Source organism: Methylobacterium fujisawaense (genome assembly GCF_039619325.1).
GTDB classification, from domain to species: domain Bacteria; phylum Pseudomonadota; class Alphaproteobacteria; order Rhizobiales; family Beijerinckiaceae; genus Methylobacterium; species Methylobacterium fujisawaense.
In genome coordinates this window covers 4,359,718-4,385,991 of the sequence record NZ_CP155000.1, presented here as the reverse complement: position 1 = coordinate 4,385,991, position 26,274 = coordinate 4,359,718, and the positions used below count along the sequence as shown (strand labels likewise).

The window sequence follows — 26,274 nt, the reverse complement described above, 5'->3', positions numbered from 1 at the left end:
TCTCCCGGCTCCGGGCCTCGAGAGGCGTCCGACGCGCGGGGGTGTTCGAGAGGGTGTGTCCGAGCGCGTGTCTTGGGCCGCCCGCCCTGGGATGCGATCCGGATCATGAGCGCCACGCCAATCCGTCGGATGATCAAGCCTGTGACAAAGCACGCTGCCGGGCGCCTCGCGGGCAGCCTCCTCGCCCTCGCCGCCCTCATGGCTCCGGCCGATGCCGCCTCGCGGGCGTCGCGCGCGAAGCGGGCCGCCGGGGCTGCCGCGACCGTGGCGGTCGATTACGGCATCAACCTCGCCGGCCTGCCGATCGGCACGGCGCGGCTGGCCGGTTCGTTCGACCGCGACCGCTACCTCATGGACGTGTCGGCGGTGCTCACGGGCCTCGTCGGCGCGATCACCGGCGGCAAGGGCTCGGCCCGGGCCTCCGGAAGCTTCGCGGCGGCACCGCAGCCCGGCGCCTTCGCCATCGCGACCCAGACGGCCAGTTCCGGCATCGCGGTGCGCATGGCCCTGGCGCACGGCAACGTGGTCCAGGCCGAGATCACGCCGCCCCTCGTGGACATGCAGGACCGCGTCCCGGTCACAGCCTCCAACAAGCGCGGCATCATCGACCCGGTCAGCGCCCTGCTGATGCCGACTCAGGGGCGCGGCGAGCCCCTCGATCCGGAAAACTGCAACCGCACCCTGCCGGTCTTCGACGGCGCCACCCGCTTCAACGTGGTGCTGAGCTACGCCGAGACGCGCCCGGTTCAGAAGCCCGGCTATGCCGGCCCGGTGCTCGTCTGCAACGCCCGCTACCAGGCGGTGGCCGGCCACCGCCCGGACCGGCCGGGGGTGAAGTTCATGGAGGAGAACCGCGAGATGTCGGTCTGGCTCGCCCCCGTCGAGGGGACGCGGGTCCTGATCCCGCTGCGCATCTCGGTGCTCACCACGATCGGCACCAACATCATCGAGGCGACGCGCTGGAGCCAGGGCGGCAATGCGGGCACGACCGGGACGGCCGGCGCCGCCGGCACCAGCGTCGCACAGGCGAGCCTGCCCGGGCAGTAGCGGCGGTTTGACCGCCCGCGGCTTTCCCGGCACGTCCGCGCGGCGCGACAGCCGCGCCAGGGAGGTCAGCCAATGCCCAAGGGCTACATCATCGTCCGGATGACGGTCACCGATCCGGAGACCTACAAGGACTACGCCGCCCTGGCCTCCGAGGCCATGCGCAAGTACGGCTGCACGCCGCTGGTGCGCGGCGGCCGCTGCGAGGCGCTGGAGGGCGAGGCCCGTCCGCGCAACGTCGTGCTGGAGTTCGAGTCCTACGAGGCGGCGCGCGCCTACTATTTCTCGCCCGAGTACCAGGCCGCCGTCGCCAAGCGCCGGCCGGCGGGGATCGGCGAGGTGGTCCTCGTCGAAGGCGTCGACTGATCCGCCTGGCGTTCGGAGCCCGCGGTCGATGCAGCCCGCGCCGCCCTCAGCCCGGAGCGCCGCGCCCTCGGGCAGCGCGAGGCCTGAAACCGTGGCGCTCTCCCTCAGGTGCCTGCGGGCCCAGAGGAGGCGGCTCCGGAGCGCGCGGCCGGAGGTGGAGGAAATCTTCACGTTCCCGGCGATAATCGGCGGATGCGCCCGCTTGCTCTCCGAATCGCCCTCGCCTTGGCCGTCGTCACCGGCCCGGCGGCCGCGCAGCCCCTGAGCGCCGGCACCGCCGATCCGGGCTGCGGCGGCGACGCCTTCTCGTCGGCCGAAGTCGTCGAGCACCGGCCGCCGCGGCGCGGCCCCCTCGTGGCGGTCCCCGACACGCTCTGCGCCGACGTGGCACCGCAGCCGGGCACGCCGACGACGCAGATCGACATCTTCCCGATGATCACGCCCCAGATTGGACCTGGCGGGGGCGGCATCCCATATGAGGGCGGACCGTCCCGGCCCTACCGTCCCTGAGACGCGGCCGGTCGGTCGAACCCGCCTCCCCGCCCGCGCCGCGACGGCGCCGCGACGGCCTTCCCGTTCGAAGGAACCGCCGACCATCGACGCGCTGCTCCGCCCCTCGCCCAGCCGCTCGCTGTCCCGCGATGCCCGCGCCCGCGGCGTCACCGCGGTCCTCGGGCCGACCAACACCGGCAAGACGCATCTCGCCATCGAGCGGATGCTCGCGCACCCGACCGGGATGATCGGGTTGCCCCTGCGGCTTCTCGCCCGGGAGGTCTACCTGCGCGTCGTCGCCAAGGTCGGCCCCGAGAAGGTCGCGCTGGTCACCGGCGAGGAGAAGATCAAGCCGGACCGGCCGCGCTACTGGATCTGCACCATCGAGGCGATGCCCCGCGACCTCGACGTGGCCTTCGTGGCCATCGACGAGATCCAGCTCGCCGCCGACATGGACCGCGGCCACGTCTTCACCGACCGCCTGCTCTACGTCCGCGGCCGGGAGGAAACCCTCCTGATCGGCTCCTCGACCATGCTGCCTTTGGTTCAGGACCTGATCCCCAACGTCCACACCACGACCCGGCCGCGGCTGTCGCAACTGACCTTCGCGGGGGAGAAGCGGCTGTCGCGCCTGCCCCGGCGCACCGCGATCGTCGCGTTCTCGGCCGAGGAGGTCTACGCCATTGCCGAGCTGATCCGGCGTCAGCGCGGGGGCGCCGCAGTGGTGCTCGGCGCGCTCTCCCCCCGGACCCGCAACGCCCAGGTCGAGATGTACCAGGCGGGCGACGTGGACTACCTCGTCGCCACCGATGCCGTCGGGATGGGCCTCAACCTCGACGTCGACCACGTCGCCTTCGCGGCGAACTGGAAGTACGACGGCACCCGCTTCCGCAAGCTCACCCCCGCCGAGATGGGCCAGATCGCCGGCCGCGCCGGACGCCACCTCGCCGACGGCACCTTCGGCTCCACCGGGCGCTGCCCGACCTTCGAGGCCGAGCTGGTGGAGCGGCTCGAGAGCCACGACTTCGATCCCCTCCGCATCCTGCAATGGCGCAATCCGGACCTGCGCTTCGGCAGCCTGGAGGGCTTGCAGGCAAGTCTCGACGAGCACCCGCGCGAATCGGGGCTGACCCGCGCCCCCATGGGCGAGGATCAGCAGGCCCTCGAGATCCTCATGAAGGAGGACGACATCCGCGACATGGCGCGGAGCGCCGCCACGGTGAGGCGGCTCTGGGACGTCTGCGGCGTGCCGGACTACCGCAAGGTCCACCCGCAGGTGCACGCCGATCTGGTGGCCCAGCTCTACCGATTCCTCATGAAGGGGATGGCCGGCCGCATCCCCGACACGTGGTTCGCCGAGCAGGTGGCCATGATCGATCGGACCGACGGCGACATCGACACGCTGTCCCGTCGGATCGCCCAGGGACGCACCTGGACCTTCGTCGCCAACAGACCCGACTGGCTGCGCGACCCGGAACATTGGCAGGGCGAGACACGTCGGGTAGAGGACAGACTGTCCGACGCCCTGCACGAACGCCTCGCGAGCCGCTTCGTCGACCGGCGCACCAGCGTCCTGATGCGGCGCCTGAGAGAGAACACGATGCTCGAAGCCCAGATCACCGCCGACGGTGACGTCACCGTCGAGGGTCAGCATGTCGGCCACCTTCACGGATTCCTGTTCGTTCCCGATGCCAGCGCCGAAGGGCACGAGGCCAAGACCCTGAGGAGCGCCGCCGAGAAGGCGCTCGCGGGCGAGATCGAGGCGCGGGCCGAACGATTCGCCGCGACCGCCGATTCGACCCTCGTGCTCTCGCATGACGGCACGATCCGGTGGACCGGCGCGCCGGTGGCCAAGCTCACCCCCGGCGAGAAGCTGTTCGCCCCGCAGATCCGTCTGCTGGCGGACGACAGCCTGACCGGCGCGCACCGGGAGAAGGTGGAGGCCCGCCTCGATGCGTGGCTGAAAGCCTACATCGTGCGCCTGCTCGGCCCTCTGATGGAGATCGAGACCGCGGCGGACCTTACGGGTCTCGCCAAGGGCATCGGCTACCAGGTCGTCGAGGCGCTGGGCGTGCTGGAACGCTCGAAGGTGGCGCACGAGATGCGCAGCCTCGATCAGGACGGCCGCGGGGCGCTGCGCCGCCACGGCGTCCGCTTCGGCGCCTACCACATCTTCCTGCCGGCCCTGCTCAAGCCGGCGCCGCGGACGCTCGCGGCGCAGCTCTGGGCCCTGCGCAACGGCGGCCTCGACCAGCGCGGCCTCGACGAGATCGCGCATCTGGCCGGCTCCGGCCGCACCTCGATCAAGGTCGACCGCGAGATCGCCAAGGGGCTGTACCGGGCCGCCGGCTTCAGGGTCAGCGGCGAGCGCGCGGTGCGCGTCGACATCCTGGAGCGGCTCGCCGACCTGATCCGCCCGGCCATCGCCTATCGCCCCGGCACCACCCCAGGCGCCCCGCCGGACGGAACGGCCGACGGCGACGGCTTCGTGGCCACCGTCGGCATGACCTCCCTGGTCGGCTGCTCGGGCGAGGATTTCGCCTCGATCCTGAAGTCCCTGGGCTACAACGTGGAGACGCGTCCGGGCCCCGCCATCACGGTGCCGCTCGTCCCCGCCGCGGCCACGGCGCCGGCCGCACAGGCCGCCCCGGCCGAGGCGTCTTCCGACGAGGCCATTGCCGCGCAGGCGGATGCCGCGGAGCCGGCCGGCGACGAGGCTCCGGCTGCGGAGGACGTCGAGACCGCCGCGGAACATGCCTCTCCGGGGGATGAGGTCCCGGCCGTCGAGGCCGAGGCGTCCCCGACCGAGGATCAGGCGCCGCACCTCGCAGCCGATGCGACCGCCGGAGAGCAGGCCGAGGAGCCCGCGGGCGATGCGCCGCACGCGGAGGCGACCGGCGCCGGATCGGAGCAACCGGACCAGGCTCCCCAGGAGGCTGCGCCGGCCGCCGAGCCGGTCTCCGCCACCGAGGAGGCCGCGCCCGGCACGGCCGAGGCGGAGTCCGCTGCGGCCGATGCGGCCGAAGGCACGGCCGCGGAGGGCGAACCCGCCGCGGAGGTTCCGCAGATCGACGTCTGGCGCCTGCAGCGGCATCAGCGCCCGGCGCACCAGCGTCCGCAGAATCGCCCCCGCGGCGCGGGACGCGGCCGGGATGCGGGCCAGCCGGGCCAGAACCCGGGCCAGGGACGCGCGGATGGCGGCCGGCCGGAGCAGCGTCGCGCCGAAGGTGGCGACGGCGGCCCGCGGCCGGGACGGGACCGCGGTCCACGCCGCGACCGGTTCGAGGGTGGTCGGCCGGAACGCCGCGACGATCAGCGCAATGCGGAGCAGCGCCATGCCGGCCCGCGGCCCGACCAGCGGCCGCCCCGGCGCGAGCGGGCGCCCGATCCGGATTCGCCCTTCGCCAAGCTCGCCGCGCTGAAGGCGCAGCTCGAGGCCGGCGACGGCGGGAAGCGCTGACCTTCACCGCGGATGCGGGAGGACCGGCAGCGCCTCGACAAATGGCTGTGGTTCGCGCGCTTCGCGCGGACCCGGTCACTGGCAGCGCGGCTGGCCTCCGACGGGTTCGTCCGGGTGAACGGCAGCCGGGCCGAGAACCCGGCGCGGGCGATCGGCATCGGTGACGTGGTGACGGTGGCCGCGCCGCACGCGACCCTGGCTGTAAGGGTCCTCGGCCTCGGCGTACGGCGCGGCCCCGCCCCGGAAGCGCGGCTTCTGTACGACGATCTGTCCGGCGGCGGGCCGCCGGTCGAGACGCACGGGTGATGAGGCTGTGCCACAGCCCCCGCGCGAGCGGCCCGTCGCGGACCGCATGCGGCGCACACGCGCTTGTCAGCCCGGGAGGCAGGGTCTAGAGCCGTTGGCCTCCGAAGCCCGGCTCCGCGCCGGGCCTCACCGGCGTTCCCCTCGCAGCGCCCGCTGGCGCGCGCAGGCCGTCCCCAGGCTCTGCCCGGGCCAAGTCGAGTTTTAGGACGAAGACATCCGATGACCTACGTCGTCACCGACAATTGCATCAAGTGCAAATACACGGACTGCGTCGAGGTCTGTCCGGTGGATTGTTTCTATGAAGGCGAGAACATGCTCGTCATTCATCCGGATGAGTGCATCGATTGCGGCGTGTGCGAGCCGGAATGCCCGGCCGAAGCGATCAAGCCCGACACGGAGTCGAATCTGGACACGTGGCTGAAGCTGAACGCCGACTACGCCAAAACCTGGCCGAACATCACGCAGAAGAAGGAAGCTCCGGCCGACGCCAAGGAGTGGGATGGAAAGGCCGGAAAGCTGGAGGCGCATTTCTCGCCGAATCCTGGATCTGGCGACTGAGCTTGGGACGAATTCACAGGATCTGACGCGCATGCGCCCGCGGCTTTCCAGTGGGCGGGAAGTTTTTTCAGCCCCGCCGCTTCGCTGAAGGCCCCCTCGGGGCTGCGTCATACGAAGCCCAGATACGCGGCCAGGTCATTCCTGTCCCATGGCACCAGTGTAAAACTCTTTGACGCCGCGCTTGGTCCGCGCGTGCGTCTTCAGGGATGCTTTGATCTGCGCGCCGGATTGTGGTAGACAATCCGCCTGCCGTCGCTTGCGCCTGACGTGCTCCCTCCGGCTGAAACGCCTTCGATTTTCGGTTGTTAGGAGTAGTACGCGATCGGCCGCCGAAGGAGACTTCGGCGGACGCGCCAGGTGTTTGCACGGCCGCGCCGGGGAATGCCCGGGATCGTCGCGCTGGGCGCGGGGGTTTCGGGAGCGGCGAGGCAGACCGGGTGTCCCGCCCGGAAGAACACGGTTTCGCGCGGCGCCGAACGCTGCGCGCCAGTGGAGGCCCTTCTCGCATGACCACAGCCAAGAAGACGACGACCACAGGCCGGCAGGGCTTCAAGACCGGCGAGGCTGTCGTGTATCCGGCCCACGGCGTCGGTCGCATCACCGCGATCGAGGAGCAGGAAATCGCGGGCTACAAGCTTGAGCTGTTCGTGGTCTCGTTCGAGAAGGACAAGATGGTCCTGCGCGTCCCCACAGCGAAGGCCAACAGCGTCGGCATGCGCAAGCTCGCCGAGCCGGAACTGGTGAAGAAGGCTCTCGACCTTTTGACCGGCCGCGCCCGGATCAAGCGCACCATGTGGTCGCGCCGCGCGCAGGAATACGAGGCCAAGATCAACTCGGGTGATCTGCTCTCCGTCACCGAGGTCGTGCGCGACCTGTTCCGCTCCGAGGCCCAGCCCGAGCAATCCTATTCCGAGCGCCAATTGTACGAGGCGGCCCTGGACCGGATCGTGCGCGAGATCTCTTCGGTCAACCGCATCACCGAGACCGAGGCGCTGAAGCTGATCGAGCAGAGCCTCGCCAAGTCGCCCCGCCGGGCGAAGAACGAGGCCGAGCCCGAGGCCGAGGCCGAAGGGGACAGCGAGGGCGACGACCTTCAGGAGGAAGCCGCCTGAGGCGCGCATCGCATCGCGACAACGACATTCAACCCGGCCCTGGTGGCCGGGTTTTTTCTTGCGTCCGCGCAGCCGGCTCCCCCCAACGGCCCTGACCGTTCGCGAAGGTCTGGGCTGGACGGCGCGGGGCCGGATCCCATGTCTTCCCGACGGAACACGAATTCGTGGCCGCTGCGTTGTCGCATTGTGGGGCATCGGGACGGAACTTTCCCGTTTTGCCTTCCGTTGTCGGTTGCCTGGCGTCACCCCCCGGTGGCGCCTGCGCGTCGGGCCCTTGGGTCCGACGCCGCAACAGCACTCGGCAACAAGAGGCAGGCGGATGGCTGAGATCGCGGGAATTCGACGGCAGTTCATACGGACTGCCATGGAGGCGCCCTTCCTGGCCCGGGAAGAAGAGCGGGGCCTCGCCGTGCGATGGAAGGACGAGCGCGACGAGCGGGCCCTCCACCGTCTGATCTCGGCCCATATGCGCCTCGTCATCGCCCTGGCGGGGCGTTTTCGTCACTACGGCCTGCCCATGGCCGACCTCGTCCAGGAAGGGCATGTCGGCCTGATGGAGGCCGCGGCCCGGTTCGAGCCGGAGCGGGACGTCCGCTTCTCCACCTATGCGACGTGGTGGATCCGCGCCTCGATCCAGGATTACATCCTGCGCAACTGGTCGATCGTGCGCGGCGGGACCTCCTCAGCGCAGAAGGCCCTGTTTTTCAATCTGCGCCGGCTGCGCGCCCGGTTGATGCAATCCACCGAGGAACATGTCGGCGACGAGATCCATCGCCGCATCGCCAGCGCGATCGGCGTCTCCCGTGACGACGTCGCCCTGATGGATGCGCGCCTGTCCGGCCCCGACATGTCGCTCAACGCCCCCGTGGGCGAGGACAGCGACGCGTCCTCGGAGCGGATGGATTTCCTGGTCGATGGGGCTGACCTGCCGGACGAGACCGTGAGCGCCACGGTCGACGGCGAGCGCCGCCTCAGCTGGCTGCAGCAGGCTCTGACCGTCCTGTCCGAGCGTGAGCTGCGCATCCTGCGCGAGCGCCGCCTCGCCGAGGATCAGGCGACCCTCGAAGCCCTCGGCCAGCGGCTCGGCATCTCCAAGGAGCGGGTCCGCCAGATCGAGAACCGGGCCCTGGAAAAGCTGCGCCGTGCGCTCGCCGACCGCTTTCCCGCCGCCACGGGCAGCCCCCATATCGGCTGAGCGGCACGCAGCGTCATCGTCACGGAGCCCGGCCCGGCGGCCGGGCTTTCGTGTTTCAGAAGGGTCGCCCATGCGACGGGCCGCCGTTGTCGGGCCAACTGCCCGACATCTCCGGCGCAATGGGTGTACCTGCGGATATGCCTGCCTGCGCGTGCGATGACGGGGGCCGGTGCCGTGGTCGCGAGCGGGATACCGCCGCGCGCCCGTTACGCCCCCTGAACGACGGGGCTGCGCCGCTCCCGCCGGCGCCGGCGGCGGCCGGCCTCAGGGGTGGCGTCGAGCCAGATCACGAGCGCCAGGGCGACGAGCGCCGGCACGCCGAGGGCCAGGAAGGCACCGGTCCAGCCGAACAGCCCGTATGACAGGCCGCCGTACCAACTCGAGAGCGCGCCGCCCACGCCCTGCACCGCGTTGACGCTGCCGAGCGCCGTCTGGGTCCGGCCCGATCCCCAGGTCAGGTCCGCCACCACCACGGGCACCGCCACCCCGACGATGCCGGAGGCCACGCCGTCCAGCACCTCGGCGGCGATCAGCCACACCGGATCGTCGATCAGTCCGGACATGAGCGCGCGCACCGGCAGCACGGCGAAGGCCACCATCAGCAATTGACGGCGTCCGCGCCTGTCGGCCAGCGAACCGGCAAACAGAGCCACGGGCACCATGACGAGTTGCGCCACCATGACGTAGCGCGCCGTCCACGTGGTGGCGTCGGCCGCGGTCGCCACGAGCTTCTGCCCGAGCAGCGAGAGCATGCCGCCGTTCCCCAGGTTGAACAGGGTCAGCGCCACGGTCAGCACCAGCAGACGGCGGTTGCCGAGAACCTGACGCAGGCCGCTGCGCTCGGGTTCGTCCGCGTCGTCCTCCTTCCAACCGACGGCGCGGCGCCGGTTCCAGGCGCCGGCGGGCGTCGTCAGCGTGGCGCCGATCGCCGCCACAGCCATGCCGCCGAGGACCCAGAAGGCGATCGCAGGCCCGAAATAGCCGGTGCCGAGGCTGATGCCCCCCGCCGCGACCAGGATGCCGATGTGGTTGAAGGCCTGGTTGCGGCCCTGCTGGGCGGGGAAGCGGTCCTTCCCGACGATGCCGAGGGTCAGCGACGCGACCGCCGGCAACAGCAGGGTGCCGCCGGCCGCGGCGAGCAGCTGCGCGCACAGGACCGCCGGAAAGCTGCGCGCCGGAAGGAGCAGCAGCGTGCCCGCCAGGATCGCCCCGCAGGCCAGGGCGATCAGCAGGCGTGGCCGGGGGAACCGATCCACCAGGGCACCGAACGGGCCGCTCAGGAACAGCGTGCCGAACCCCACCAGCGTGACGACGAAGCCGACCCGGGCGGGGCTCCACGAGGCGGATTCCGCCAGCCAGGTTCCGAGAAAGGGGCCGAGGCCGCCCTGGATGTCCCCGATGAACAGGTTGATCAAGGCGAGGTTTGTGGTGGGGGCCATGCGATCCTGGAGCCGTTTCGGGCCCCGGACGTGAACGGGGACCCCGGAACGGTCAAGCCCGGAACGCAGCCTCCGTCGCGGAGCAGGGCGGCGACACCCTCATGCGGGGCGACGTGCGGCGTCTTCGGCGAGAGAGCGGGCGAAACCCTGCACGGTCCGCGGCGCGGCCGCCCTGACCGGGACCGGGGCCCTCGTCGGCGGCGGCGATGGACAGGCTCGCGGTGGCAGCCCTGGCGCCCAGCACGGCACCCGAAGGCGCCGGGAAGGTCGGCGGCCGGTTCGGGCTGCCCGACCTGCCGGGCAGCTTCGTCGCACTGAGCGCCGCGCTCCTGAGCGGACGCCCTGTGCGCGCGGGCGGCGGCCTGTCGGGGTCCCGGCGGCCGCCGCGCGGCCGCCGGTCGTCACCTCAGGAGGCGAGCGGGCCCTGGGCGCCCTGCTGCTCCATCACCTTCTGCCGGTAAAGGCCGACGAAATCGATCGGGTCGATGTACAGGGGCGGGAAGCCGCCGTTGCGCACCGCCTCGGCCACGATCTGGCGCGCGAAGGGGAAAAGCAGGCGCGGGCACTCGATCATCACCGCTGGATGAATCTGGTCGGCCGGGATGTTGAGCAGCCGGAACACGCCGGCATAGGTCACCTCGAAGGCGAACAGCACTTCGTTCTGGATCTTGGCGTCGCCCTCGAGCTTCAGCTCGACCTCGAAATCGGTCTCGGAGAGCTGCTGCGCGTTGACGTTCACCTGGATGTTGATCTGCGGCCCCTGGCCCTCCTTGGGCTGAAGGGAGCGCGGGGCGTTCGGATTCTCAAAGGAGAGATCCTTCGTGTACTGCGCCAGGGCATTGATGGTCGGCACATCGCCCTGCGGCATGCCGCCGCCGTTGCCGTTCGCTGCCGGGGAATCGGCCATGCGGATCATCCTTCTCGATCGACCGGCGGGGCCGGCGCGGGTTGTTGTCGCGGCGGGAGCCGCTGGATCACGCCGCGGAACTACCCAAACGGCAGGGCCGCTAACACGCGCGCCGGGCCTGGACAAGCGAAGTGACAGGCGAGGTGACGGGGCGCTGGCGCCGGCGGCACCGGCAACCCATATCGCGATTGCGTGCTGGACCAGTTGACCCCGACGATACAACCGGCTCGCTCCCGGCGCGTTGGTCGGATATGAGTCGGCCAGACCTATGCGCGCTTAGCCGGCGCCGCACCGGGCATGACCTGAGCAAGGGGCACAGGGTCTCGCCGCGGCCACCATCGGATCGGTGATGCAGGACAGTTTCGACGTAACGACGATCATCTTCCTGGCGCTGGCCGTCTTCGTGATCTGGCGTCTGCGCTCCGTGCTCGGTCAGAAGACAGGCGCCGAACGCTCGCCGTTCAAGCCGGTCGACCGCAGCCGCACCGAACCGCAGGCGCGTTCCGACGGCGACAACGTCGTCCGGCTGCCGGGTGCCGACCGGGTGCAGGCCGCGCCGCCGACCGCCGCCGCGCCGCGGGACTGGCGGGGGATCGCCGAGCCGGGATCTGAGGTCGCCCGCGGCCTCGAGGCCTGCGTCCAGGCGGAGCCCGGGTTCGACCCGCGCGCCTTCGTCGAGGGCGCGAAATCCGCCTACGAAGCCATCATGATCGCCTTCGCCAAGGGCGATCGGAAGACCCTGCGCGGCCTGCTGTCCAAGGAGGTCGGCGAGGCCTTCGAACGCGCGATCGCCGAGCGGGAGCGCAACCGGCAGACCCTGGAGACCACCTTCGTCTCCATCGACAAGGCCGAGATCGTGGCCGTCGAGGTGCGCAACCGGGTGGCTCACGTCACCGTGCGTTTCCTGTCGAACCTCATCACCGCCACCCGCAACGCGGACGGCAAGGTGGTGGACGGCAGTGCCGAGACGGTGGTCGAGGTTCCGGATGTCTGGACCTTCTCCCGCACCCTCGGCTCGCGGGACCCGAACTGGCAGCTCGTGGCCACCGAGGCCGGCGCCTGAGCCCGTGACAGGCGTGCCGTGACGATCTTGCCGTGCCGATTCCCCATGCCCGGTCCGGAGCAGTCCCGGCCGCCCTCCTCGCGTTCCTGCTGAGTCCATCCGTGTCCGCCGCGCCGACGGCGGTCGGCGGTGCGGTCCTGAGCCCCGTCGCCCCGGCGGACCTGCCGGGCTTTCCCGGTGCGCAGGCGGAAGCGGCGCTCGACGCCTTCCGGCGGGTCTGCGCGGCACCGGCGCCCGCCCAGCCCCAGCCGGACGGCGTCGCGGGCGATCCGGCCGCCCTCGCCGAGGCCTGCACGGCCGCGGCCGGCCCCGTGCCGGACGCCGCCGCGTTCTTCCGCGAGCGGTTCGACGCCTTCCGCATCGATCGGCCCGGCGCGGATCGGCCCGGCTTCCTGACCGGCTATTTCGAGCCGGAGCTCACGGGCTCCCTCGCGCCCGGGCCGGATTTTCCGACGCCGGTGCTCGCCCGTCCCGACGACCTGATCTCCCTCGCCCCCGGCGAAACCCGTCCGGGGCTCGATCCGACCCTGCGCGCCGCGCGGGCCACCGCGGACGGATTTGCCCCCTATCCCGACCGCGCCGCCATCGACGACGGAGCCCTTGGGGCGCATGCGAAGCCGATCCTGTGGCTGCGCGACGCGGTCGATCTGCTGGTCCTGCAGGTCCAGGGCTCCGGGCGCGTCCGGCTACCGGACGGTCACGCGGTGCGGGTGCTGTACGACGGCCGCAACGGGCGCCCCTATACGGCGGTGGCCAAGCTGATCGTCCAGGAGGGGCATCTGCCGCTCGATGGCCTGACGCTTGCCCGCTGGACCGGCTGGCTGCGCGCGCATCCCGAGATCGCCAAGCGCCTGATCCGCACCAACGCCTCCTACATCTTCTTCCGCCTCGCCCCGGTCGCGGATCCGGCTCTCGGGCCGCCCGGCGCCGCGAACGCGCCGCTCAGCCCGGGCCGCAGCCTGGCGGTCGATTCGACCCTCTGGCGGTACGGCCTGCCGTTCTGGCTCGCAGGGCCGCTGCCCGGCGCGGCACAGGACGGAGCCCCGGACGCGCCCGGGCGCCTCGTCATCGCCGCCGATACCGGATCGGCGATCGTCGGCCCTGCTCGCGGCGACCTCTTCGTCGGCACCGGTCCTGCGGCCGGCGTGGTCGCCGGAAACCTCCGCGACGCCATCGGATTCGTGGTCCTGCTGCCGCGCCGCGCCGCTGCGCCCGGAGCCGCGCCGTGAGGCCCCCGCGCCGCGGGCGCCGCCTGACCGCGGGCGAGACCCGCCTCTGGGACGCGATCGCCAAGCTGGTGACGCCGTTGCCGGGCCGCGCGTCCCCGACCCCCGAACTTCCCCCACCGCCGGCGCCCCCGACCGCCGCCATGCCGCCCTTGTCGGCCCCGATCCTGAAGCCCAGCGCGCCGCCAACCGCCAAGCGGCCGCGGGCGAAGCATCCGCCGAAACCGGCACCGGAGCCGCCGCGTCCGGCAACCGCCGCGCCGTATCAGCCGCCGCCGCAGCGCCACAGCCCGAGCACCAGCCTGGAGCGGACCGCCAAGGTCGGCCTGCGCCGCGGACGACTGGCGATCGAGGCGCGGATCGACCTGCACGGGATGGTGCAGACGGAGGCCCATGCCGCGCTGACGGGCTTCCTGCTCCGGGCGCGGGCCGCCGGGCATTCCTACGTGCTGGTCGTCACCGGCAAGGGCGGACCGGATTACGCGGAGGCCTTCGCCGAGCGCGGGGTGCTCCGCCGCAGCGTGCCGCACTGGCTGCGGGGGCCGGAACTGCGCGGCATCGTCCTCGGCTTCGAGGAGGCCGCCCGCCACCATGGCGGCGGCGGCGCGCTCTACGTCCGTCTGCGGCGCCGATAGGGGGCCGGAACCCGGCGCCGCACGGCGCGCAGCGGCCTGTTCACCGGTGTCCGCAGCCTGCGCGGCAAACCGCGCCGGAGCCGCGCGGTTGCGGCCCGGACCGATCCCGCCGATATCCGGAGCCGGCGCATGAGGCGCCACGCACGCAAAGTCGCGAGAGAGATGCCGGAGCTTCCCGAAGTCGAGACGGTGCGGCGGGGCTTGGCGCCCGCCCTGGTCGGAGCCCGCTTCAGCCGTGTCACCCTGCGCCGGGCCAACCTGCGCTTCCCCTTCCCGGATCGCTTCGCCGCCCGGCTGGAGGGGCGGACCGTCACGGACCTCGCGCGCCGGGCGAAATACCTCACCGCCGCGCTTGACTCGGGCGAGACCCTGGTCATGCATCTCGGCATGAGTGGGCGGTTCGACGTGGCCCTGCCGGACGGCAGCAACCTGTCGCCGGGGGATTTCTACCTCGAAGGGGCCCAGGGCACGCCCAAGCACGACCACGTGGTCATGGCGATGAGCACCGGCGCCACGGTGACCTACAACGACGCCCGCCGGTTCGGCTTCATGGATCTGGTCCCGAGCGCGGATCTCGCCGGCTGCCGCCACTTCGCCAGGATGGGCATCGAGCCCCTCGACGGACTGACGGGCGCGGTGATCGCGCAGCTCTTCCGCCACAAGATCGCGCCGCTGAAGGCCGCCCTGCTCGACCAGCGCCTGATCGCGGGCCTCGGCAACATCTACGTGTGCGAGGCGCTGCACCGGGCGCGCCTGCACCCCGAGGCCCCGGCCGGAAGCCTCGTCCGGCCCGACGGGCGCCCGACGCCCAAGGCCAACGCCCTCGCCAAGGCGATCGTGAAGGTCCTGCAGGAGGCCGTGGAGGCCGGCGGCTCGACCCTGCGCGACTACGCCCACACGGATGGCAGCGCGGGGGCGTTCCAGCACGCCTTCCGGGTTTACGACCGGGTCGGATTGTCCTGCAGCCGGCCGGGATGCGGCGGTTCCATCACCCGCATCGTCCAGGCGAACCGCTCGACCTTCTTCTGCGCGACCTGCCAGCCCCCGGACTGACCGCAACGAACCGTGCGTCGAACCTTGCGTCGAACCGTGCGTCACTGCGCCGCGAAACGGCAATTTCGCCACAAACCCGGCTAGGGTCTAGCGCCTCGACGTGCGCACCCGGTTGCGGGCAGCCGATCCCGGCCCGCAACGCGTGACGGGTCGCGCGGGCCCAGACAGGATCCCGATGTTCTTCCGCCGCTCAAAGACGCCCGCGCCCGAAACCACCGCGCAGGATCCGACGGGCGAGCCCGCCCTGCCGCAGCGGCTCTCGCCGCGCTCCCCCGGCGAGGCGATCAAGCCGACGGTCGCGCCCCCGCCCCCGGAGAAGCCCGAGCGCGAGCGGAGCGGCCTCGTGGGCCTCATCAGCGGAGCCCTGACCTTCGCGGTCGTCATCGCCATCGCGGCGATGATCGGGATCACGCTGTTCCAGCGGCAAGTGCGCGAGCCGGGGCCGCTCGCGGCCGACAAGGTCGTTGTGATCCCGACCCACAGCGGAACGGCGGAGATCGCCGAGACCCTGAAGCGCGAGGGCGTGATCGACCATACCGGCCTGTTCGAGTTCGCCGCCCGCTTCGGCGGCCGGCCGGCGCTCCGGGCCGGGGAATACGTGTTCAAGGCGCATGCGAGCATCTCCGACGCCCTCGACACCATCGCCACCGGCCGGCAGGTCCAGCACGCCATCACCTTCCCGGAGGGCCTGACCTCCGAGCAGATCGTCAGCCGCCTCAACGACAACGACGTGCTCACCGGCGAGATCAACGAGATCCCCCCGGAAGGTTCGCTCCTGCCCGACACCTACAAGTTCGAACGCGGGGCCACCCGTCAGCAGATCGTCAACCTGATGAAGGCCAAGCAGCGCGAGGTCCTGAACCAGATCTGGCTGCGGCGCAGCGCCGACGTGCCGGTGCGGACCCCGGCCGAGATGGTAACCCTCGCCTCCATCGTGGAGAAGGAGACCGGCCGCGCCGACGAGCGGCCCCGGGTGGCCGGCGTCTTCATCAACCGCCTGAACAAGCGGATGAAGCTGCAATCCGACCCGACGATCGTCTACGGCCTCGTGGGGGGCCGCGGCACCCTCGGGCGCGGCATCCTCCGGTCGGAGATCGACCGGCCGACGCCCTACAACACCTACGTCATCGAGGGCCTGCCGCCGGGGCCGATCGCCAATCCCGGCCGGGCCGCCCTGGAGGCGGTGGCCAACCCCTCCCGGACGAAGGACCTCTACTTCGTGGCGGACGGCACCGGCGGCCACGCCTTCGCCGACTCCCTCGAGGCGCATCAGCGCAACGTCGCCCGCTGGCGGGCCGTGGAGAAAAGCCGGCAGGCGCCGCCGGACGCCGTCGACAAGGTCGAGCCGGGTCCGGATCCGGCGACGCCGGGCCGCGCCTCGGCCTACGCGCCGGGCGGTGCGCCCGCGGCCAACGGGATCAACACCAACGCGGCCTTCGCCGCGGATACGGGCACGCCGGGTTCGCGGGCCTTCGACGCCTCCGAGGGCACGCGCCTCGATCCCCTGAAGAACCGCAGCTACGACCTGGGCTCGCCCAAGACGGTGCCGGCCCTGAGCGAACCGGCCCCGGCGCCCCGGGGCCGGCGCTAGGGACCGGCTCCGGCCGGACTGCTGCGACGCGTCGTCGGACGTGACGCAGCCGCGCCGGGCTCACGCAGGGCTCAATGCGCCTTCGGGTTTCGCGGGCGCCCCTGCCCGGCCGGAGGAGGACCCGACAGGGACGCCGCGATCTGGCGTCCCAGCTCATACAGCAGGGCCTCCAGCAGCGGCTGCACCCGCTTCGCCTCTTCGAGCCCGAGATCGCCGAGGAGTTCCCACAGACGCATCGCGCAATCCGCCATCTGCTCGACGACGGAACCCTGCTCGGCCGGCGCCCCGAGAAAGCCCGCCGGAGGCTCGAACGGCCCCTCGGTCCGGCTGTCGGTGATGTCGATCACGATCCCACGCCCATAGATGTGGCCGTCCGCGCGGCGCTCGAACCGGCCGCGCGCCAACACCCAGCGTACGAGTCCGGGGGCGGGCACGATGCGATGCTCCCACGCGAAGAGGCCGCCCTCGTCGCGGACACGGCGACGCTGATTCTGGTCCCGGGCAAGGTCCTCCGGATGGAAGAGCGTGGAGAGCTGCTCCCAGCTCACGCCCTGCGCCGCCTCGGCCTCGGTCAACCCGAAGATCCGAGCCATCGTCGCATCCCCGCGCACGCGTCCCAGATGCGGCACGTCCTCCCACATGCCGACGCCCAGCGCGGACATGCCGAACGGCGTGAGCGCGGGCCTGGTCAACATTGATCGTGGCATGCGCCATCCGGGTTCTTGTGAAAACGACCCGGACCTACGAACACAACTTGATCTTGAAATGCAATGTTGGCGGCGTCGTCCGAAAGTCGATCCGTGACGTCCACGGTGGCGCGGGGGCGACGGGACCCGCGCGCGGGCCGGGATGGGTCCGTCGCAGGGACCGGCCTCTTCCCCGTGGAGAGATCCGTGCTACAGGCCCCGATCTTCACGGGGACGGGGGTCGGCGTGGCCCAGATCGCGAGCATGACCGGTTTCGCCCGGGCGGCCGGAAGTACCGGACCGGTCCACTGGGTCTGGGAGGTCCGCAGCGTCAACGGGCGCGGCCTCGACGTGCGCACCCGTGTGCCGGCCGGCTATGACGGGCTCGGCGAGACCGCCCGCACCGCCCTGCAGAAGACCCTGACCCGCGGCCAGTGCCAGCTGACCCTGACGCTCACCAAGCCGGAGACCACCGCGCGGGTGCGGATCAACGAGACGCTGCTGGCGAGTCTCGCCCAGGCGGTGGCCCGGGTGCCGGTCCCCGAGGGTGTGGCCCCCGCCACGATGGACGGGCTGCTCGGCGTCCGCGGCGTGATCGAGGTCGAGGACGAGGCGGCGGACACCGACGCCCTCGCCCGGGATCTGGCCGCAGGCGTGGTCCAGCTGGTCGCGGATCTCGTCGAGGCCCGCCGCGCGGAGGGGCGGCAGCTCGAACAGGTCGTCATCGGCCAGGTCGACCGGATCGCCGGGCTGACCGAGGCCGCGGAGGCGAATCCCGCGCGTCAGCCCGAGGCCGTGCGCGCGCGTCTGGAGGCGGCCGTCGCGGCGCTGGGCGGCAGCGGCCTCGATCCGGACCGTCTGCATCAGGAGGCGATGCTGCTCGCCGGCAAGGCGGACGTGCGCGAGGAACTGGACCGGCTTCGGGCCCATGTGACGAGCGCCCGGGAGCTGCTGGCGGCCGGCGGCGCGATCGGCCGGCGCCTGGACTTCATCGCCCAGGAGTTCGGCCGCGAGTCCAACACGCTGTGCGCCAAGGCCAACGACATCAGCCTGTCGCGGATCGGCCTCGATCTGAAGGCCGTGGTCGAGCAGTTCCGCGAGCAGGTCCAGAACATCGAATGATGCCGGATCAGGATGTGAGAATACGGATGCGAAACGTCGGGGAGCCACGCGCATGACCGAGCAGGGTGGGAGCGTCTCCGATTCCATCGCGCGGCGGGGGTTGATCCTGATCCTCTCCTCGCCCTCCGGGGCGGGGAAGACGACCCTGACGCGGGCGATCGCCCAGGATCCGAGCTGGGCGCTGGACCTGTCGATCTCCGTGACCACGCGGGGGCGCCGCCCCTCCGAGATCGACGGGCGGCACTACCACTTCATCGATCGCGAGGCCTTCGACGACCTGCGCAACCGGGACGACCTGCTCGAATGGGCGGAGGTCCATGGCAATTTCTACGGCACGCCCCGGCGGCCGGTGGAAAAGGTGCTCGGCTCCGGCCGGGACATGATCTTCGACATCGACTACCAGGGCACGCGGCAGGTGCGCTCCAAGCTCGCCCAGGACGTGGTGACGGTCTTCATCCTGCCGCCCAGCATGGCCGAGCTGCGCCAGCGCCTGGAGCGCCGGGCAGAGGATTCGGCCGAGACGATCGAGAAGCGTCTCGCCAATGCCCGGACCGAGATCCAACGCTGGGTCGAGTACGACTACGTCATCGTCAACGACGACCTGCAGAACGCCTTCCGGGCCCTCCAGGGCATCCTGGCGGCGGAGCGGCTCCGGCGGACGCGGCGCACCGGCCTCACCACCTTCGTCGAGGGGTTGCTGGCGGAGACGCCGTGACGCGGACCCGGCTCTACCGGCGGATCAGCACGACGCCGCCGATCAGCAGCGCGACCCCGAAGAGGCGGGGCAGATCGACGGGCCGTTGCGCCAGGCCGAGCAGGCCGACCTGATCGAACAGCACCGAGGCGAGCATCTGGCCCGTGACCAGAAGGGCGAAGAAGGTCGCGGCGCCGAGCTTCGGGACGAGCAGGATGGCGAGCCCGATGAACAGCGCGCCGAACAGGCCACCGCTCCAAGTCCACCACGGGATCCGCCCGGCCACGCTTACGGCCGGGGCGGGATCGCGCAGGGCTACGGCGAGCAGAGCCATGCAGGCGAGACCGACGGCGTAACTGGAGACGCCAGCCCAGGACGCCGAGTCGAGTCCCGCGCGCAGGTTGGCGTTCAGGATCTGCTGCAGGACGAGGCCGGCGCCCGCCAGGACGGCGAGCAGGACGGAGAGTGCGAAGGCGAGCATCGAGAACGGGCCTCTCGGGTCAGGGTGCCGGGCCTCATTGACAACCGGCACGGTCGATGCCGTCAAATGCCGCCAAGACCCGATTCCATGCACGTTCGGTATGATCAACCCCGCGCATCTCGATCTCTTCCGCGCCGTGATGCGTCACGGCGGCATGACGCGTGCCGCCGAGGTCCTGGGGATCGGTCAACCCCACATCAGTCGTGCCATCGCACAGCTCGAGGCGACACTCGGCTTCACGCTGTTCGTGCGCGGCCACGGCAGCGCGCTCCCGACCCCGGAAGGCGAGGCCTTCGCCCACGAGGTTGCGCAGACGTTCGCCGGGCTGGATCACCTGCGACAAGCCGCGTGCCGCATCCGCGAGCGCGGCACCGGCGGTCTCCGCGTTGCCTGTCAGCCTTCCCTGGCCGCCGGGCTGCTGCCCCGCGCGATCCGGCGGCTCGACGCCGAATGCCCCGGTCTCCGCATTTCCGTCCACGTCCCGAGCCCGGACACGATCTGGTCCTGGGCCGCCTCGGGCCAATGCGATCTCGGACTGGCCCGGCCGCGGTCCGGCCATGCGGGCGTGATCGCCGAGACGTTCCTGCGGGTTGCGGCCGTGTGCGTGCTGCCCCGCGGGCACGCCCTGGCCCGCCGACGGGCCATCACGGCGGCGGATCTCGCCGATGTGCCGTTGATCGCGGCCGGATCGAGTCCCGTGCAGGCGGCGACCGAGGCGGCCTTCGCGCAGGCCGGCGTGACCCCGCATTTCGCCCTGATGGCCGAGTACACCGCGGCGCGCTGCGGCCTCGTCGCCGAGGGTCTCGGAGTCGCCATCGTCGACCCGGTCCCGGCCCGGGCTCTCGGCGGATGGCCCATCGTGCTGCGGCCGTTCCGGCCCGAAATCCCCATCGAGACCGTGCTGGTGCGGCCGGCGGGACGGCCGCCGGGGCGCCTCGCCGAGCGGCTGATAGTCCATCTGGCGGCGGAGCGTGACGCCCTCGGCGCACGCTGATCGGCTCAGGCGGCGACCGGAGTCTCCGGACCGGGACCGAGCCACGCGCCCATCGCCGAGAAGGTCGACACGGCCGCGCCGGTGAGCGCGGCCTCCGCGGCCGGGTCCTCGCCGAAGATCTCCAGGCGCGTCCGGAAGGCCGCCCACATCGCCCCCGCGGCGGGCCCGTGCGCCCGGTAATAGGCGAGGCCGTCGCCGGAGAAGCCGTGCAGGCCGGCGATGTGGCGGCCGATCAGCTGGCCGCCCAATGTCGAGCCTTCCAGCACGTAGAGCGCGCCCATGGCGGCGGCCGGTCCGTCGAAGACCAGGGAGGTCGGTCGCGGGAGCGCCGCGACCGCGGAGGGCGTCAGGCCGAGATGGTCGAGATCGGCGGCGAGGCGCGTGAGACGGCGGCGCGGCGCCAGGAAAACCTCGTCGGCGAGCCCGGACCCGATGGCGGATTCCCAGACCGCGTGGAACCCGTAGAGACGCCCCAGCAGGTTGCGATAGCCGCTCAGGGTCGCGACCCGCGCCTGCCAGTCCAGGGACGCCTCCAGCGCCCGGTGAGCCGGATCGGTCGCGGCACGCAGCCGCGCATGCAGGCCGTCGCGGGTTCTCACGCGGTGATCGTGAAGCAGGCGCCGGGATTGTTGGCGACGGTGAGCTTGGCGTTGATCTGATCGAGCATCGCCCGGATCAGCTTCATGCCCAGTCCCGAGCCCTTGCTCCGCGCCTTGGCGTCCGCCCAGTCGTCGGGCAGGCCCGATCCGTCGTCGCAGACCCGCAACTGGACCTCGCCGGGGCCCGATGCCGAGACGCTGACCTCGACACGGCCGCCGCCTGTCGGGTTGGCCGCATACTTGAAGGCGTTGGTGACGAGTTCCGTGGCGATCAGCGAGAGCGCCACCGCCTTGCGGTAGGGCACCATCAGGCCCGGCTCCGCCGAGAGATCGACGGCATGCCCGTCGCCTGCCAGCCCCGCGAGATCGTTGCACAGGCTCTCGATGGTCTGGCCGAGATCAACCTCGTCGAACCGGTCGGCCTGGTACAGGCTGTCATGCACCCGCGCGACGCTCATCACCCGCGCGGAGGTGTCGGCGAAGGCCTGCCGCGCCTCGCCGTCGGCGATCTGGCGCCGCTGCATCTGCAGGAAGGCCGAGACGATCTGCAGGGAGTTCTTCACCCGGTGGTCGATCTCCCGGGTGAGCAGATCCTTCTGCTCGAGGAGGCGCTCCTTCTCGGCGAGCAGGCCGGTGAGCTCGTCGATCTTGCGGCGTTGGCGCAGCACCACGCCCTCGACGGCCTCCGCCAGGGAGCCGGCGAGGTGGACCTGCCATTCCGCCCAGGGCGCGGCGAAGCCGGTGCGCTCCTCGACCCAGCGCTCGAAGGAGCGGCGGGGCAGCACCGCCACCGGACCGCTGACGGCGAGGACGGGCTTGCGCGGGTCGCCACCCCAGGTCACCGTGCTGGGCACCTCCGGCCGGAACCACAGCAGCAGATTCTCGCGCGAGGCATCGACGAAGACGGCGAGCAGGCCGCTGGCGATCTCCCGATGCGGGCCCGCCTCCGGATAATCCGCGGTGAAGCTGTCGCTGCTGTAGGCGACCTCGCCCGCCGGCACGCCCGCCCGCAGCCAGCCCGCGATCGCCGCCACTGTGTCGACCGGCGGCGTCCGCCCGATCCCCGTGACCCGGTCGCCTGAAACGATGCCGGCGCCGGTGGCGCCGAACAGGTCGAGCAGCGTCGTCGTGCCGCCGGTCAGGGCTGCCACGAAATCGTCGGATCGGGTCAGGCCGCGCACGAGACGCCCCTCGACGTCGAGATGAGCCTGCCGCTCGGCCCAGAGCCGGCGCGATTCGATCTCCTGCACCCGCATGGCGAAGGCGTCGGTCAGCACCGTGGCGGCCGCACGGGTCTCCGGCGTGACGTAGTGCGGGCGGCGATGATGCCCGATCATCAGGCCCCAGAGCCGCCCCTCGACCATGATCGAGATCGACATGGAGCCGTTCACGCCGAGATTGCGCTGGTACTCCAGGTGGATCGGCGACAGCGTGCGGTGCTGGGCGAAGGTCAGGTCGATCGGGCCGTTGCCGGCGCCGGGCGCCGAGACCAGCCCGACGGGCACGCTGTCCCGATCGATGACGAAGCGGCTCTTGGCCTTGGTGTAGAGGGCCCGGGCCTGGGCGGGGATGTCGGAGGCGGGGAAGCGCAGGCCCAGCAGGCTGCGCGACCAGTCGGGCACCTTGTCCTCGGCCACGGCCTCGCCGTTCCAGTCCGTGTCGAAGCGATAGACCAAGACCGCCTCGAAGCCGGTGAGCGCCCGGATCTCGAGGGCTGCGATCCGGGCGACATCCGCCAGGGTCCCGGCCTCGCGCAGGCGGCCGACGGCGCGTTCGGTATCGGCCTGACTGGCGGTGGCGAAATCGTCGGCCGAATCGGGCTCCAGCTCCATCTCCACGATGAGGCGGCCGGCATGGGCATGGGCGACGGCGTGATAGGCGGTCCCGCGGCCCGGGAATGCCAGGGTCCGGCGCAGGGACGCGCCGTCATGGAGGGTCCCGCGCGCCAGACGGGCGCGGATCGCCGCCACGAAATCCGCCGGCAGTACGTCCGCGAGGGGGCGCCCCGCCAGAGGCGGCTCGATCGGATCGACGATCTCGCCGACATTGGCCGAATAGGCGACCACCAGGAGCGTCCCGGCGTCGGCGGCGAGCATCACGGCATTGGGCTGGATCGAGCCCGGGATGTGGATGGGCTCACGCTCGCACAGGCTGGCATCCACCGGCTCGGCGCGCACCCGACGACCGATCGCCGCCATGACGGCCTCGCGCGAATGGTCGGCCCCGAGGCTCTCCACCGGATCGATGGTCAGCCATGTCACCGGGCTGCCCCCGGCGATCTGGCCATGGCGCATATGGATCCGGGCCCGCAAAGGCTGCGGCAACCGGCCGAAGACGTAGTCGAAGGTCTCGTCCAGCGTCCCGCGGCGGGCCCCTGCCAGAAACCGGCCCCGGAAATTCGGCACGTTGGTGCCCGGCATCACGTCGCGGAAATAGTCCCGCCCCAGCACGGCCTCGCGCGACAGCCCCGAGATGGCGCTCGCGCCCTCGCTGAAGGCCACGACGGTGCCAGCCGAATCGAGCCCGATCACGCCCTGGTCCAGGCGGTCGAGCGCGTCCGGCGCGATGGCGTCGAGATCGACGTCGGTATTGGGGGCCTGGCTGGGCGGCATCAGGAGCGAAACCGGCTCATTCAACTGGGTATGGCGACGGGATGGGCATAGCGCAATGCTTGTGATGTCAGCTCGACGAAAGCCCTAAGTGCTCTGTATGGTCTTAGACATCGCATGGAAGAGCCCTTCCTCAACCGTAGGGTGGTACACTGGCTGATCGTGCAGGGTCTGGGCGGTCTGCTTGTGCGCGACTGCGTAGGTGAGCAGGTGCGCGAGGTGCTCTACGGACGGTCCGAGCATCTCGCCGCCGAGGAGGTGCCCCGACCGGTCGGCCCAGAGCCGGATGCCGCCGCGATTCGTCCCCTCGACGCGGGCGCGGCCCTGATCCGAGAAGTCCATCGTGCCGACGACCCGTCCCGCATTCTCCGGATCGTAGGGGGCGCCGATCACCGCCGCCTGAGGATGGGTAAAAACCATGGCGAGGCGGGTCCAGGGGGCGGGGGCCGCGACCGGGCGGCCCGCGGCCAGGGCGGCAGCGTTGCCCCCTGCGATCCGGCCCTGGCGGCTGGCCTCGTGCAGGACAGGGCGCCAGCCGTCGGCATCGCCCGCGATCAGGATCGGCGCGCCCGCGCAGACGAGGCTGCGCCGGTCGAATTCCGGCACTCCGTCTTCGTCGAGGCGGAGGCCCGCCGCCTCAAGCCGCAAGGCATCCAAGTTGGGAGCCCGGCCGGTGGCGGCCAGCACCCGCGACGCCCGGGTTACCTGTTCGCGCCCGTCACGGTCGATCCAGTGCAGGGATACGCCGTCGCCGTCCGGCGCTGCCGTCCGAACCGCGGCACCGAGGTGAAGATCCAGGTCCGCGCCGAAGATCGCGGCGGCCTGCCGGGCGAGTCCCGGCTCGCTCAGGCCGGCGACGGTGTCACCCGCATCGATCACCGTGACGGCGACACCGAGCCGCGCCATCGCCTGGGCGATCTCGATCCCCACGGGCCCGGCCCCGAGGATGGCCAGCGAATCCGGGAGATCGGGGATTTCGAAGAGGGTATCGGTGGTCAGGACGCGCGCGCCGAGACCCTGCAGGGCTTCCGGCACGATCGGGCTCGACCCGGTGGCGATGACCGCCGCCCGGAAGCAGATCCGCATGGCGTCTCCGATCACCAGCGTGCGGTCGCTCTCGAATCGGGCGGTGCCGCCGAGGCGTTCGTCCTCGGGGAGATCCGCGAGACCGTCGACGACGCTGGCGACGAACCGGTCGCGCTCCGACCGGAGACGCCGCAGCACCGCAGGCCCGTCCACCGTGACGCCGGAGACCCGGATGCCGAACAGCCCGGTGGTGCGGGCCGCGTGGGCGGCAGCGCCCGCGGCGATCAGGAGCTTCGACGGCATGCAGCCGACGCGCGCGCAGGTCGTCCCGCCGGGCCCGCGCTCGATCAGCACCGACCGCGCCCCCGCGGCCGAAGCGGCGCGATGGGCGGCGATGCCGGCTGTGCCGGCACCGATCACCGCCACGTCGTAGTCGAGTTCGCGCATGAGCATCCCAGACCGTTCGCCGGAGCCAAAGCGGTACGGCCGAGGTTCGTTCCGCCTGCGCGATCACGTCTCAGGGCGGCACGGACCGGGCGGGGCTCCGCACGCGCCGGACCGGGCGGTGCGGAGCCGGCGTTTCAGGCGCTGCGGCCAGGAGCCGTGCCGCCGAGGTGGAACACCCGGTGGGGGATCAGTTCGCCGCGCTCCACATCGCCGACGGCGACCAGGATGCCAGCACAGGTTGCGAAGGCCTTGCCCTCGACGGGGGCGTCCCGGCCCCGCAGGATCACCGGCTGGCCCCGCATCAGGCGCAGGCCCAGATCACGGGAGACCGCGACTTCCGGGATGGCATCGAGGGCCGTCTCCACCGGACGCAGATAGGCGAGCGCCGCCTCCGGGCTGCCGTCGGTCAGGGCCGAGACCGGGCAGGCCTCGGCCTCGGAGAAGGGACCGACACGGGTCCGGCGCAGGGCCGCCACATGGCCGTAGCAGCCGAGCATCCGGCCGAGGTCGCGGGCCAGCGCCCGCACGTAGGTGCCCTTGCCGCACTCCGCCTCGATCACGGTGCGCTCGCCGTCATGCTCGACCACCGCGAGCCGGTCGATCTGCACCGGCCGGGCCACGAGTTCCACCACCTCGCCCTCGCGGGCGAGGTCGTAGGCGCGCTCGCCCTGGATCTTGATCGCCGAGTAGCGCGGCGGCACCTGCTCGATGGCGCCCACGAAGGCCGGGAGCGCGGCCTCGACCGCCGCACGGTCCGGGCGCGTCTCGCTGGTGGCCACGGGACGCCCCTCGGCATCGTCGGTATCGGTCTCGATGCCCCACTGCACGGTGAACCGATAGGCCTTCCGGCCGTCCATCACGAACGGGACGGTCTTGGTCGCCTCGCCGAGGGCGATCGGCAGGATGCCGGAGGCCAGCGGATCGAGGGTGCCGGCATGGCCCGCCTTCTTGGCGTTGAAGGCGCGCTTCACCACCGCGACCGCATGGGTCGAGGTCATGCCGACATGCTTGTCGAGGATCACCCAGCCCGAGACGTCCCGGCGCTTCGGGCGGTCGGGACGCGGCCCGCGCTGCGGACGGCGGCCCTCCGGGCCACGACGCTCAGCGCCCGGCACGGGAGCCTGGTGCTCGGCCGGCGGAAGATCTTCCATGGAAACCGTCATGTCCGC

At 71.8% G+C, this 26,274-nt stretch carries 24 protein-coding genes; 16 read left to right on the top strand and 8 right to left on the bottom strand.

Translation table 11 applies throughout. From position 1 onward, the window contains the following. Positions 1–105: 105 nt before the first annotated feature. From ABC766_RS20850 to ABC766_RS20815, 8 genes are all read left to right on the top strand, one after another. Positions 106–1,047: a DUF3108 domain-containing protein gene (locus tag ABC766_RS20850; protein WP_396652030.1), complete on the top strand. Its 942-nt coding sequence runs from the start codon at positions 106–108 to the stop codon at positions 1,045–1,047. 72 nt (positions 1,048–1,119) lie between these two features. Next, positions 1,120–1,410 carry a DUF1330 domain-containing protein gene (locus ABC766_RS20845; protein ID WP_043385113.1) on the top strand — a complete coding sequence of 97 codons (291 nt, stop codon included), beginning with the start codon at positions 1,120–1,122 and terminating at the stop codon, positions 1,408–1,410. 192 nt (positions 1,411–1,602) lie between these two features. Further along, positions 1,603–1,920, top strand: a complete 318-nt coding sequence (locus ABC766_RS20840; protein WP_043351171.1) for a hypothetical protein — start codon at positions 1,603–1,605, stop codon at positions 1,918–1,920. Beyond that, positions 1,886–5,362, top strand: a complete 3,477-nt coding sequence (locus ABC766_RS20835; protein WP_427902252.1) for a helicase-related protein — start codon at positions 1,886–1,888, stop codon at positions 5,360–5,362. The genes ABC766_RS20840 and ABC766_RS20835 overlap by 35 nt, the downstream gene beginning before the upstream one ends. A gap of 12 nt (positions 5,363–5,374) precedes the next feature. Further along, complete coding sequence (locus ABC766_RS20830; RefSeq protein WP_345819395.1) at positions 5,375–5,668, top strand: RNA-binding S4 domain-containing protein; 294 nt, start codon at positions 5,375–5,377, stop codon at positions 5,666–5,668. A gap of 219 nt (positions 5,669–5,887) precedes the next feature. Further along, a complete protein-coding gene (gene fdxA, locus ABC766_RS20825) occupies positions 5,888–6,226 on the top strand; it encodes a ferredoxin FdxA (protein ID WP_043354612.1) in 339 nt (112 codons plus the stop codon). Positions 6,227–6,732: 506 nt separating this feature from the next. Next, entirely contained in the window at positions 6,733–7,338 is a 606-nt protein-coding gene (locus ABC766_RS20820) for a CarD family transcriptional regulator (RefSeq protein WP_043354614.1), read from the top strand. Between the two features lie 319 nt (positions 7,339–7,657). Further along, complete coding sequence (locus ABC766_RS20815; protein ID WP_012320644.1) at positions 7,658–8,533, top strand: RNA polymerase factor sigma-32; 876 nt, start codon at positions 7,658–7,660, stop codon at positions 8,531–8,533. A 206-nt stretch (positions 8,534–8,739) separates the two neighbouring features. Here ABC766_RS20815 and ABC766_RS20810 read toward each other — a convergent pair whose 3' ends face one another. Both ABC766_RS20810 and secB read right to left on the bottom strand, forming a co-directional pair. Further along, on the bottom strand, positions 8,740–9,972 hold the full coding sequence (locus ABC766_RS20810) for an MFS transporter (protein WP_278305951.1): 1,233 nt from the start codon (positions 9,970–9,972) through the stop codon (positions 8,740–8,742). 406 nt (positions 9,973–10,378) lie between these two features. Beyond that, on the bottom strand, positions 10,379–10,879 hold the full coding sequence (gene secB / locus ABC766_RS20805; protein WP_012320646.1) for a protein-export chaperone SecB: 501 nt from the start codon (positions 10,877–10,879) through the stop codon (positions 10,379–10,381). 349 nt (positions 10,880–11,228) lie between these two features. Between secB and ABC766_RS20800 the strand changes: the two genes are divergently transcribed. The 5 genes from ABC766_RS20800 (at position 11,229) to mltG (ending at position 16,447) form a co-directional block, all read left to right on the top strand. Further along, the gene (locus ABC766_RS20800; RefSeq protein ID WP_043354619.1) at positions 11,229–11,942 is read left to right on the top strand and encodes a Tim44/TimA family putative adaptor protein; all 714 of its coding nucleotides are present in this window, start codon (positions 11,229–11,231) and stop codon (positions 11,940–11,942) included. 32 nt (positions 11,943–11,974) lie between these two features. Continuing rightward, the gene (gene mltA / locus ABC766_RS20795) at positions 11,975–13,171 is read left to right on the top strand and encodes a murein transglycosylase A (RefSeq protein WP_345819394.1); all 1,197 of its coding nucleotides are present in this window, start codon (positions 11,975–11,977) and stop codon (positions 13,169–13,171) included. Next, positions 13,168–13,803 (top strand): Smr/MutS family protein, encoded by a 636-nt coding sequence (locus tag ABC766_RS20790; protein WP_345819393.1) that lies wholly within the window; start codon positions 13,168–13,170, stop codon positions 13,801–13,803. The genes mltA and ABC766_RS20790 overlap by 4 nt, the downstream gene beginning before the upstream one ends. A gap of 162 nt (positions 13,804–13,965) precedes the next feature. Next, positions 13,966–14,856, top strand: a complete 891-nt coding sequence (gene mutM, locus ABC766_RS20785) for a bifunctional DNA-formamidopyrimidine glycosylase/DNA-(apurinic or apyrimidinic site) lyase (RefSeq protein ID WP_043354623.1) — start codon at positions 13,966–13,968, stop codon at positions 14,854–14,856. A gap of 175 nt (positions 14,857–15,031) precedes the next feature. Then, on the top strand, positions 15,032–16,447 hold the full coding sequence (mltG, locus tag ABC766_RS20780) for an endolytic transglycosylase MltG (RefSeq protein WP_043759011.1): 1,416 nt from the start codon (positions 15,032–15,034) through the stop codon (positions 16,445–16,447). Between the two features lie 71 nt (positions 16,448–16,518). Here mltG and ABC766_RS20775 read toward each other — a convergent pair whose 3' ends face one another. Beyond that, entirely contained in the window at positions 16,519–17,142 is a 624-nt protein-coding gene (locus tag ABC766_RS20775) for a PAS domain-containing protein (protein ID WP_345819392.1), read from the bottom strand. 255 nt (positions 17,143–17,397) lie between these two features. Here ABC766_RS20775 and ABC766_RS20770 point away from each other — a divergent pair, with 255 nt between their 5' ends. Continuing rightward, positions 17,398–18,255, top strand: a complete 858-nt coding sequence (locus ABC766_RS20770) for a YicC/YloC family endoribonuclease (protein WP_345822810.1) — start codon at positions 17,398–17,400, stop codon at positions 18,253–18,255. 52 nt (positions 18,256–18,307) lie between these two features. Further along, complete coding sequence (gene gmk / locus ABC766_RS20765) at positions 18,308–18,970, top strand: guanylate kinase (RefSeq protein ID WP_043354630.1); 663 nt, start codon at positions 18,308–18,310, stop codon at positions 18,968–18,970. A 13-nt stretch (positions 18,971–18,983) separates the two neighbouring features. On the opposite strand, the gene ABC766_RS20760 is transcribed toward gmk, so the two are convergent. Then, entirely contained in the window at positions 18,984–19,430 is a 447-nt protein-coding gene (locus ABC766_RS20760) for a DMT family transporter (RefSeq protein ID WP_345819391.1), read from the bottom strand. Positions 19,431–19,530: 100 nt separating this feature from the next. Between ABC766_RS20760 and ABC766_RS20755 the strand changes: the two genes are divergently transcribed. Beyond that, positions 19,531–20,424, top strand: coding sequence for a LysR family transcriptional regulator (locus ABC766_RS20755; RefSeq protein ID WP_345819390.1), 894 nt, complete (start codon positions 19,531–19,533; stop codon positions 20,422–20,424). 5 nt (positions 20,425–20,429) lie between these two features. Here the strand turns inward: ABC766_RS20755 and ABC766_RS20750 are convergent, their stop codons facing one another. The 4 genes from ABC766_RS20750 to truB form a co-directional block, all read right to left on the bottom strand. Further along, positions 20,430–21,023, bottom strand: coding sequence for a biliverdin-producing heme oxygenase (locus ABC766_RS20750; protein WP_043385097.1), 594 nt, complete (start codon positions 21,021–21,023; stop codon positions 20,430–20,432). Further along, the gene (locus tag ABC766_RS20745; RefSeq protein WP_345819389.1) at positions 21,020–23,635 is read right to left on the bottom strand and encodes a histidine kinase dimerization/phosphoacceptor domain -containing protein; all 2,616 of its coding nucleotides are present in this window, start codon (positions 23,633–23,635) and stop codon (positions 21,020–21,022) included. Before ABC766_RS20745 ends, ABC766_RS20750 begins: the two co-directional genes overlap by 4 nt. Before the next feature lie 84 nt (positions 23,636–23,719). Next, positions 23,720–25,105, bottom strand: a complete 1,386-nt coding sequence (locus ABC766_RS20740) for a dihydrolipoyl dehydrogenase (protein ID WP_345819388.1) — start codon at positions 25,103–25,105, stop codon at positions 23,720–23,722. A gap of 134 nt (positions 25,106–25,239) precedes the next feature. Then, positions 25,240–26,256: a tRNA pseudouridine(55) synthase TruB gene (gene truB / locus ABC766_RS20735; protein ID WP_051044951.1), complete on the bottom strand. Its 1,017-nt coding sequence runs from the start codon at positions 26,254–26,256 to the stop codon at positions 25,240–25,242. Positions 26,257–26,274: the final 18 nt, after the last annotated feature.

What these genes read in the sequence shown, in the direction of transcription:
- ABC766_RS20850 (WP_396652030.1), top strand. Translation starts at nt 106, where the DNA reads ATGAGCGCCACGCCAATCCGTCGGATGATCAAGCCTGTGACAAAGCAC.
- ABC766_RS20845 (WP_043385113.1), top strand. Translation starts at nt 1,120, where the DNA reads ATGCCCAAGGGCTACATCATCGTCCGGATGACGGTCACCGATCCGGAG.
- ABC766_RS20840 (WP_043351171.1), top strand. Translation starts at nt 1,603, where the DNA reads ATGCGCCCGCTTGCTCTCCGAATCGCCCTCGCCTTGGCCGTCGTCACC.
- ABC766_RS20835 (WP_427902252.1), top strand. Translation starts at nt 1,886, where the DNA reads ATGAGGGCGGACCGTCCCGGCCCTACCGTCCCTGAGACGCGGCCGGTC.
- ABC766_RS20830 (WP_345819395.1), top strand. Translation starts at nt 5,375, where the DNA reads ATGCGGGAGGACCGGCAGCGCCTCGACAAATGGCTGTGGTTCGCGCGC.
- fdxA (WP_043354612.1), top strand. Translation starts at nt 5,888, where the DNA reads ATGACCTACGTCGTCACCGACAATTGCATCAAGTGCAAATACACGGAC.
- ABC766_RS20820 (WP_043354614.1), top strand. Translation starts at nt 6,733, where the DNA reads ATGACCACAGCCAAGAAGACGACGACCACAGGCCGGCAGGGCTTCAAG.
- ABC766_RS20815 (WP_012320644.1), top strand. Translation starts at nt 7,658, where the DNA reads ATGGCTGAGATCGCGGGAATTCGACGGCAGTTCATACGGACTGCCATG.
- ABC766_RS20810 (WP_278305951.1), bottom strand. Translation starts at nt 9,972, where the DNA reads ATGGCCCCCACCACAAACCTCGCCTTGATCAACCTGTTCATCGGGGAC.
- secB (WP_012320646.1), bottom strand. Translation starts at nt 10,879, where the DNA reads ATGGCCGATTCCCCGGCAGCGAACGGCAACGGCGGCGGCATGCCGCAG.
- ABC766_RS20800 (WP_043354619.1), top strand. Translation starts at nt 11,229, where the DNA reads ATGCAGGACAGTTTCGACGTAACGACGATCATCTTCCTGGCGCTGGCC.
- mutM (WP_043354623.1), top strand. Translation starts at nt 13,966, where the DNA reads ATGCCGGAGCTTCCCGAAGTCGAGACGGTGCGGCGGGGCTTGGCGCCC.
- mltG (WP_043759011.1), top strand. Translation starts at nt 15,032, where the DNA reads ATGTTCTTCCGCCGCTCAAAGACGCCCGCGCCCGAAACCACCGCGCAG.
- ABC766_RS20775 (WP_345819392.1), bottom strand. Translation starts at nt 17,142, where the DNA reads ATGTTGACCAGGCCCGCGCTCACGCCGTTCGGCATGTCCGCGCTGGGC.
- ABC766_RS20770 (WP_345822810.1), top strand. Translation starts at nt 17,398, where the DNA reads ATGACCGGTTTCGCCCGGGCGGCCGGAAGTACCGGACCGGTCCACTGG.
- gmk (WP_043354630.1), top strand. Translation starts at nt 18,308, where the DNA reads ATGACCGAGCAGGGTGGGAGCGTCTCCGATTCCATCGCGCGGCGGGGG.
- ABC766_RS20760 (WP_345819391.1), bottom strand. Translation starts at nt 19,430, where the DNA reads ATGCTCGCCTTCGCACTCTCCGTCCTGCTCGCCGTCCTGGCGGGCGCC.
- ABC766_RS20755 (WP_345819390.1), top strand. Translation starts at nt 19,531, where the DNA reads ATGATCAACCCCGCGCATCTCGATCTCTTCCGCGCCGTGATGCGTCAC.
- ABC766_RS20745 (WP_345819389.1), bottom strand. Translation starts at nt 23,635, where the DNA reads ATGCCGCCCAGCCAGGCCCCCAATACCGACGTCGATCTCGACGCCATC.
- ABC766_RS20740 (WP_345819388.1), bottom strand. Translation starts at nt 25,105, where the DNA reads ATGCGCGAACTCGACTACGACGTGGCGGTGATCGGTGCCGGCACAGCC.
- truB (WP_051044951.1), bottom strand. Translation starts at nt 26,256, where the DNA reads ATGGAAGATCTTCCGCCGGCCGAGCACCAGGCTCCCGTGCCGGGCGCT.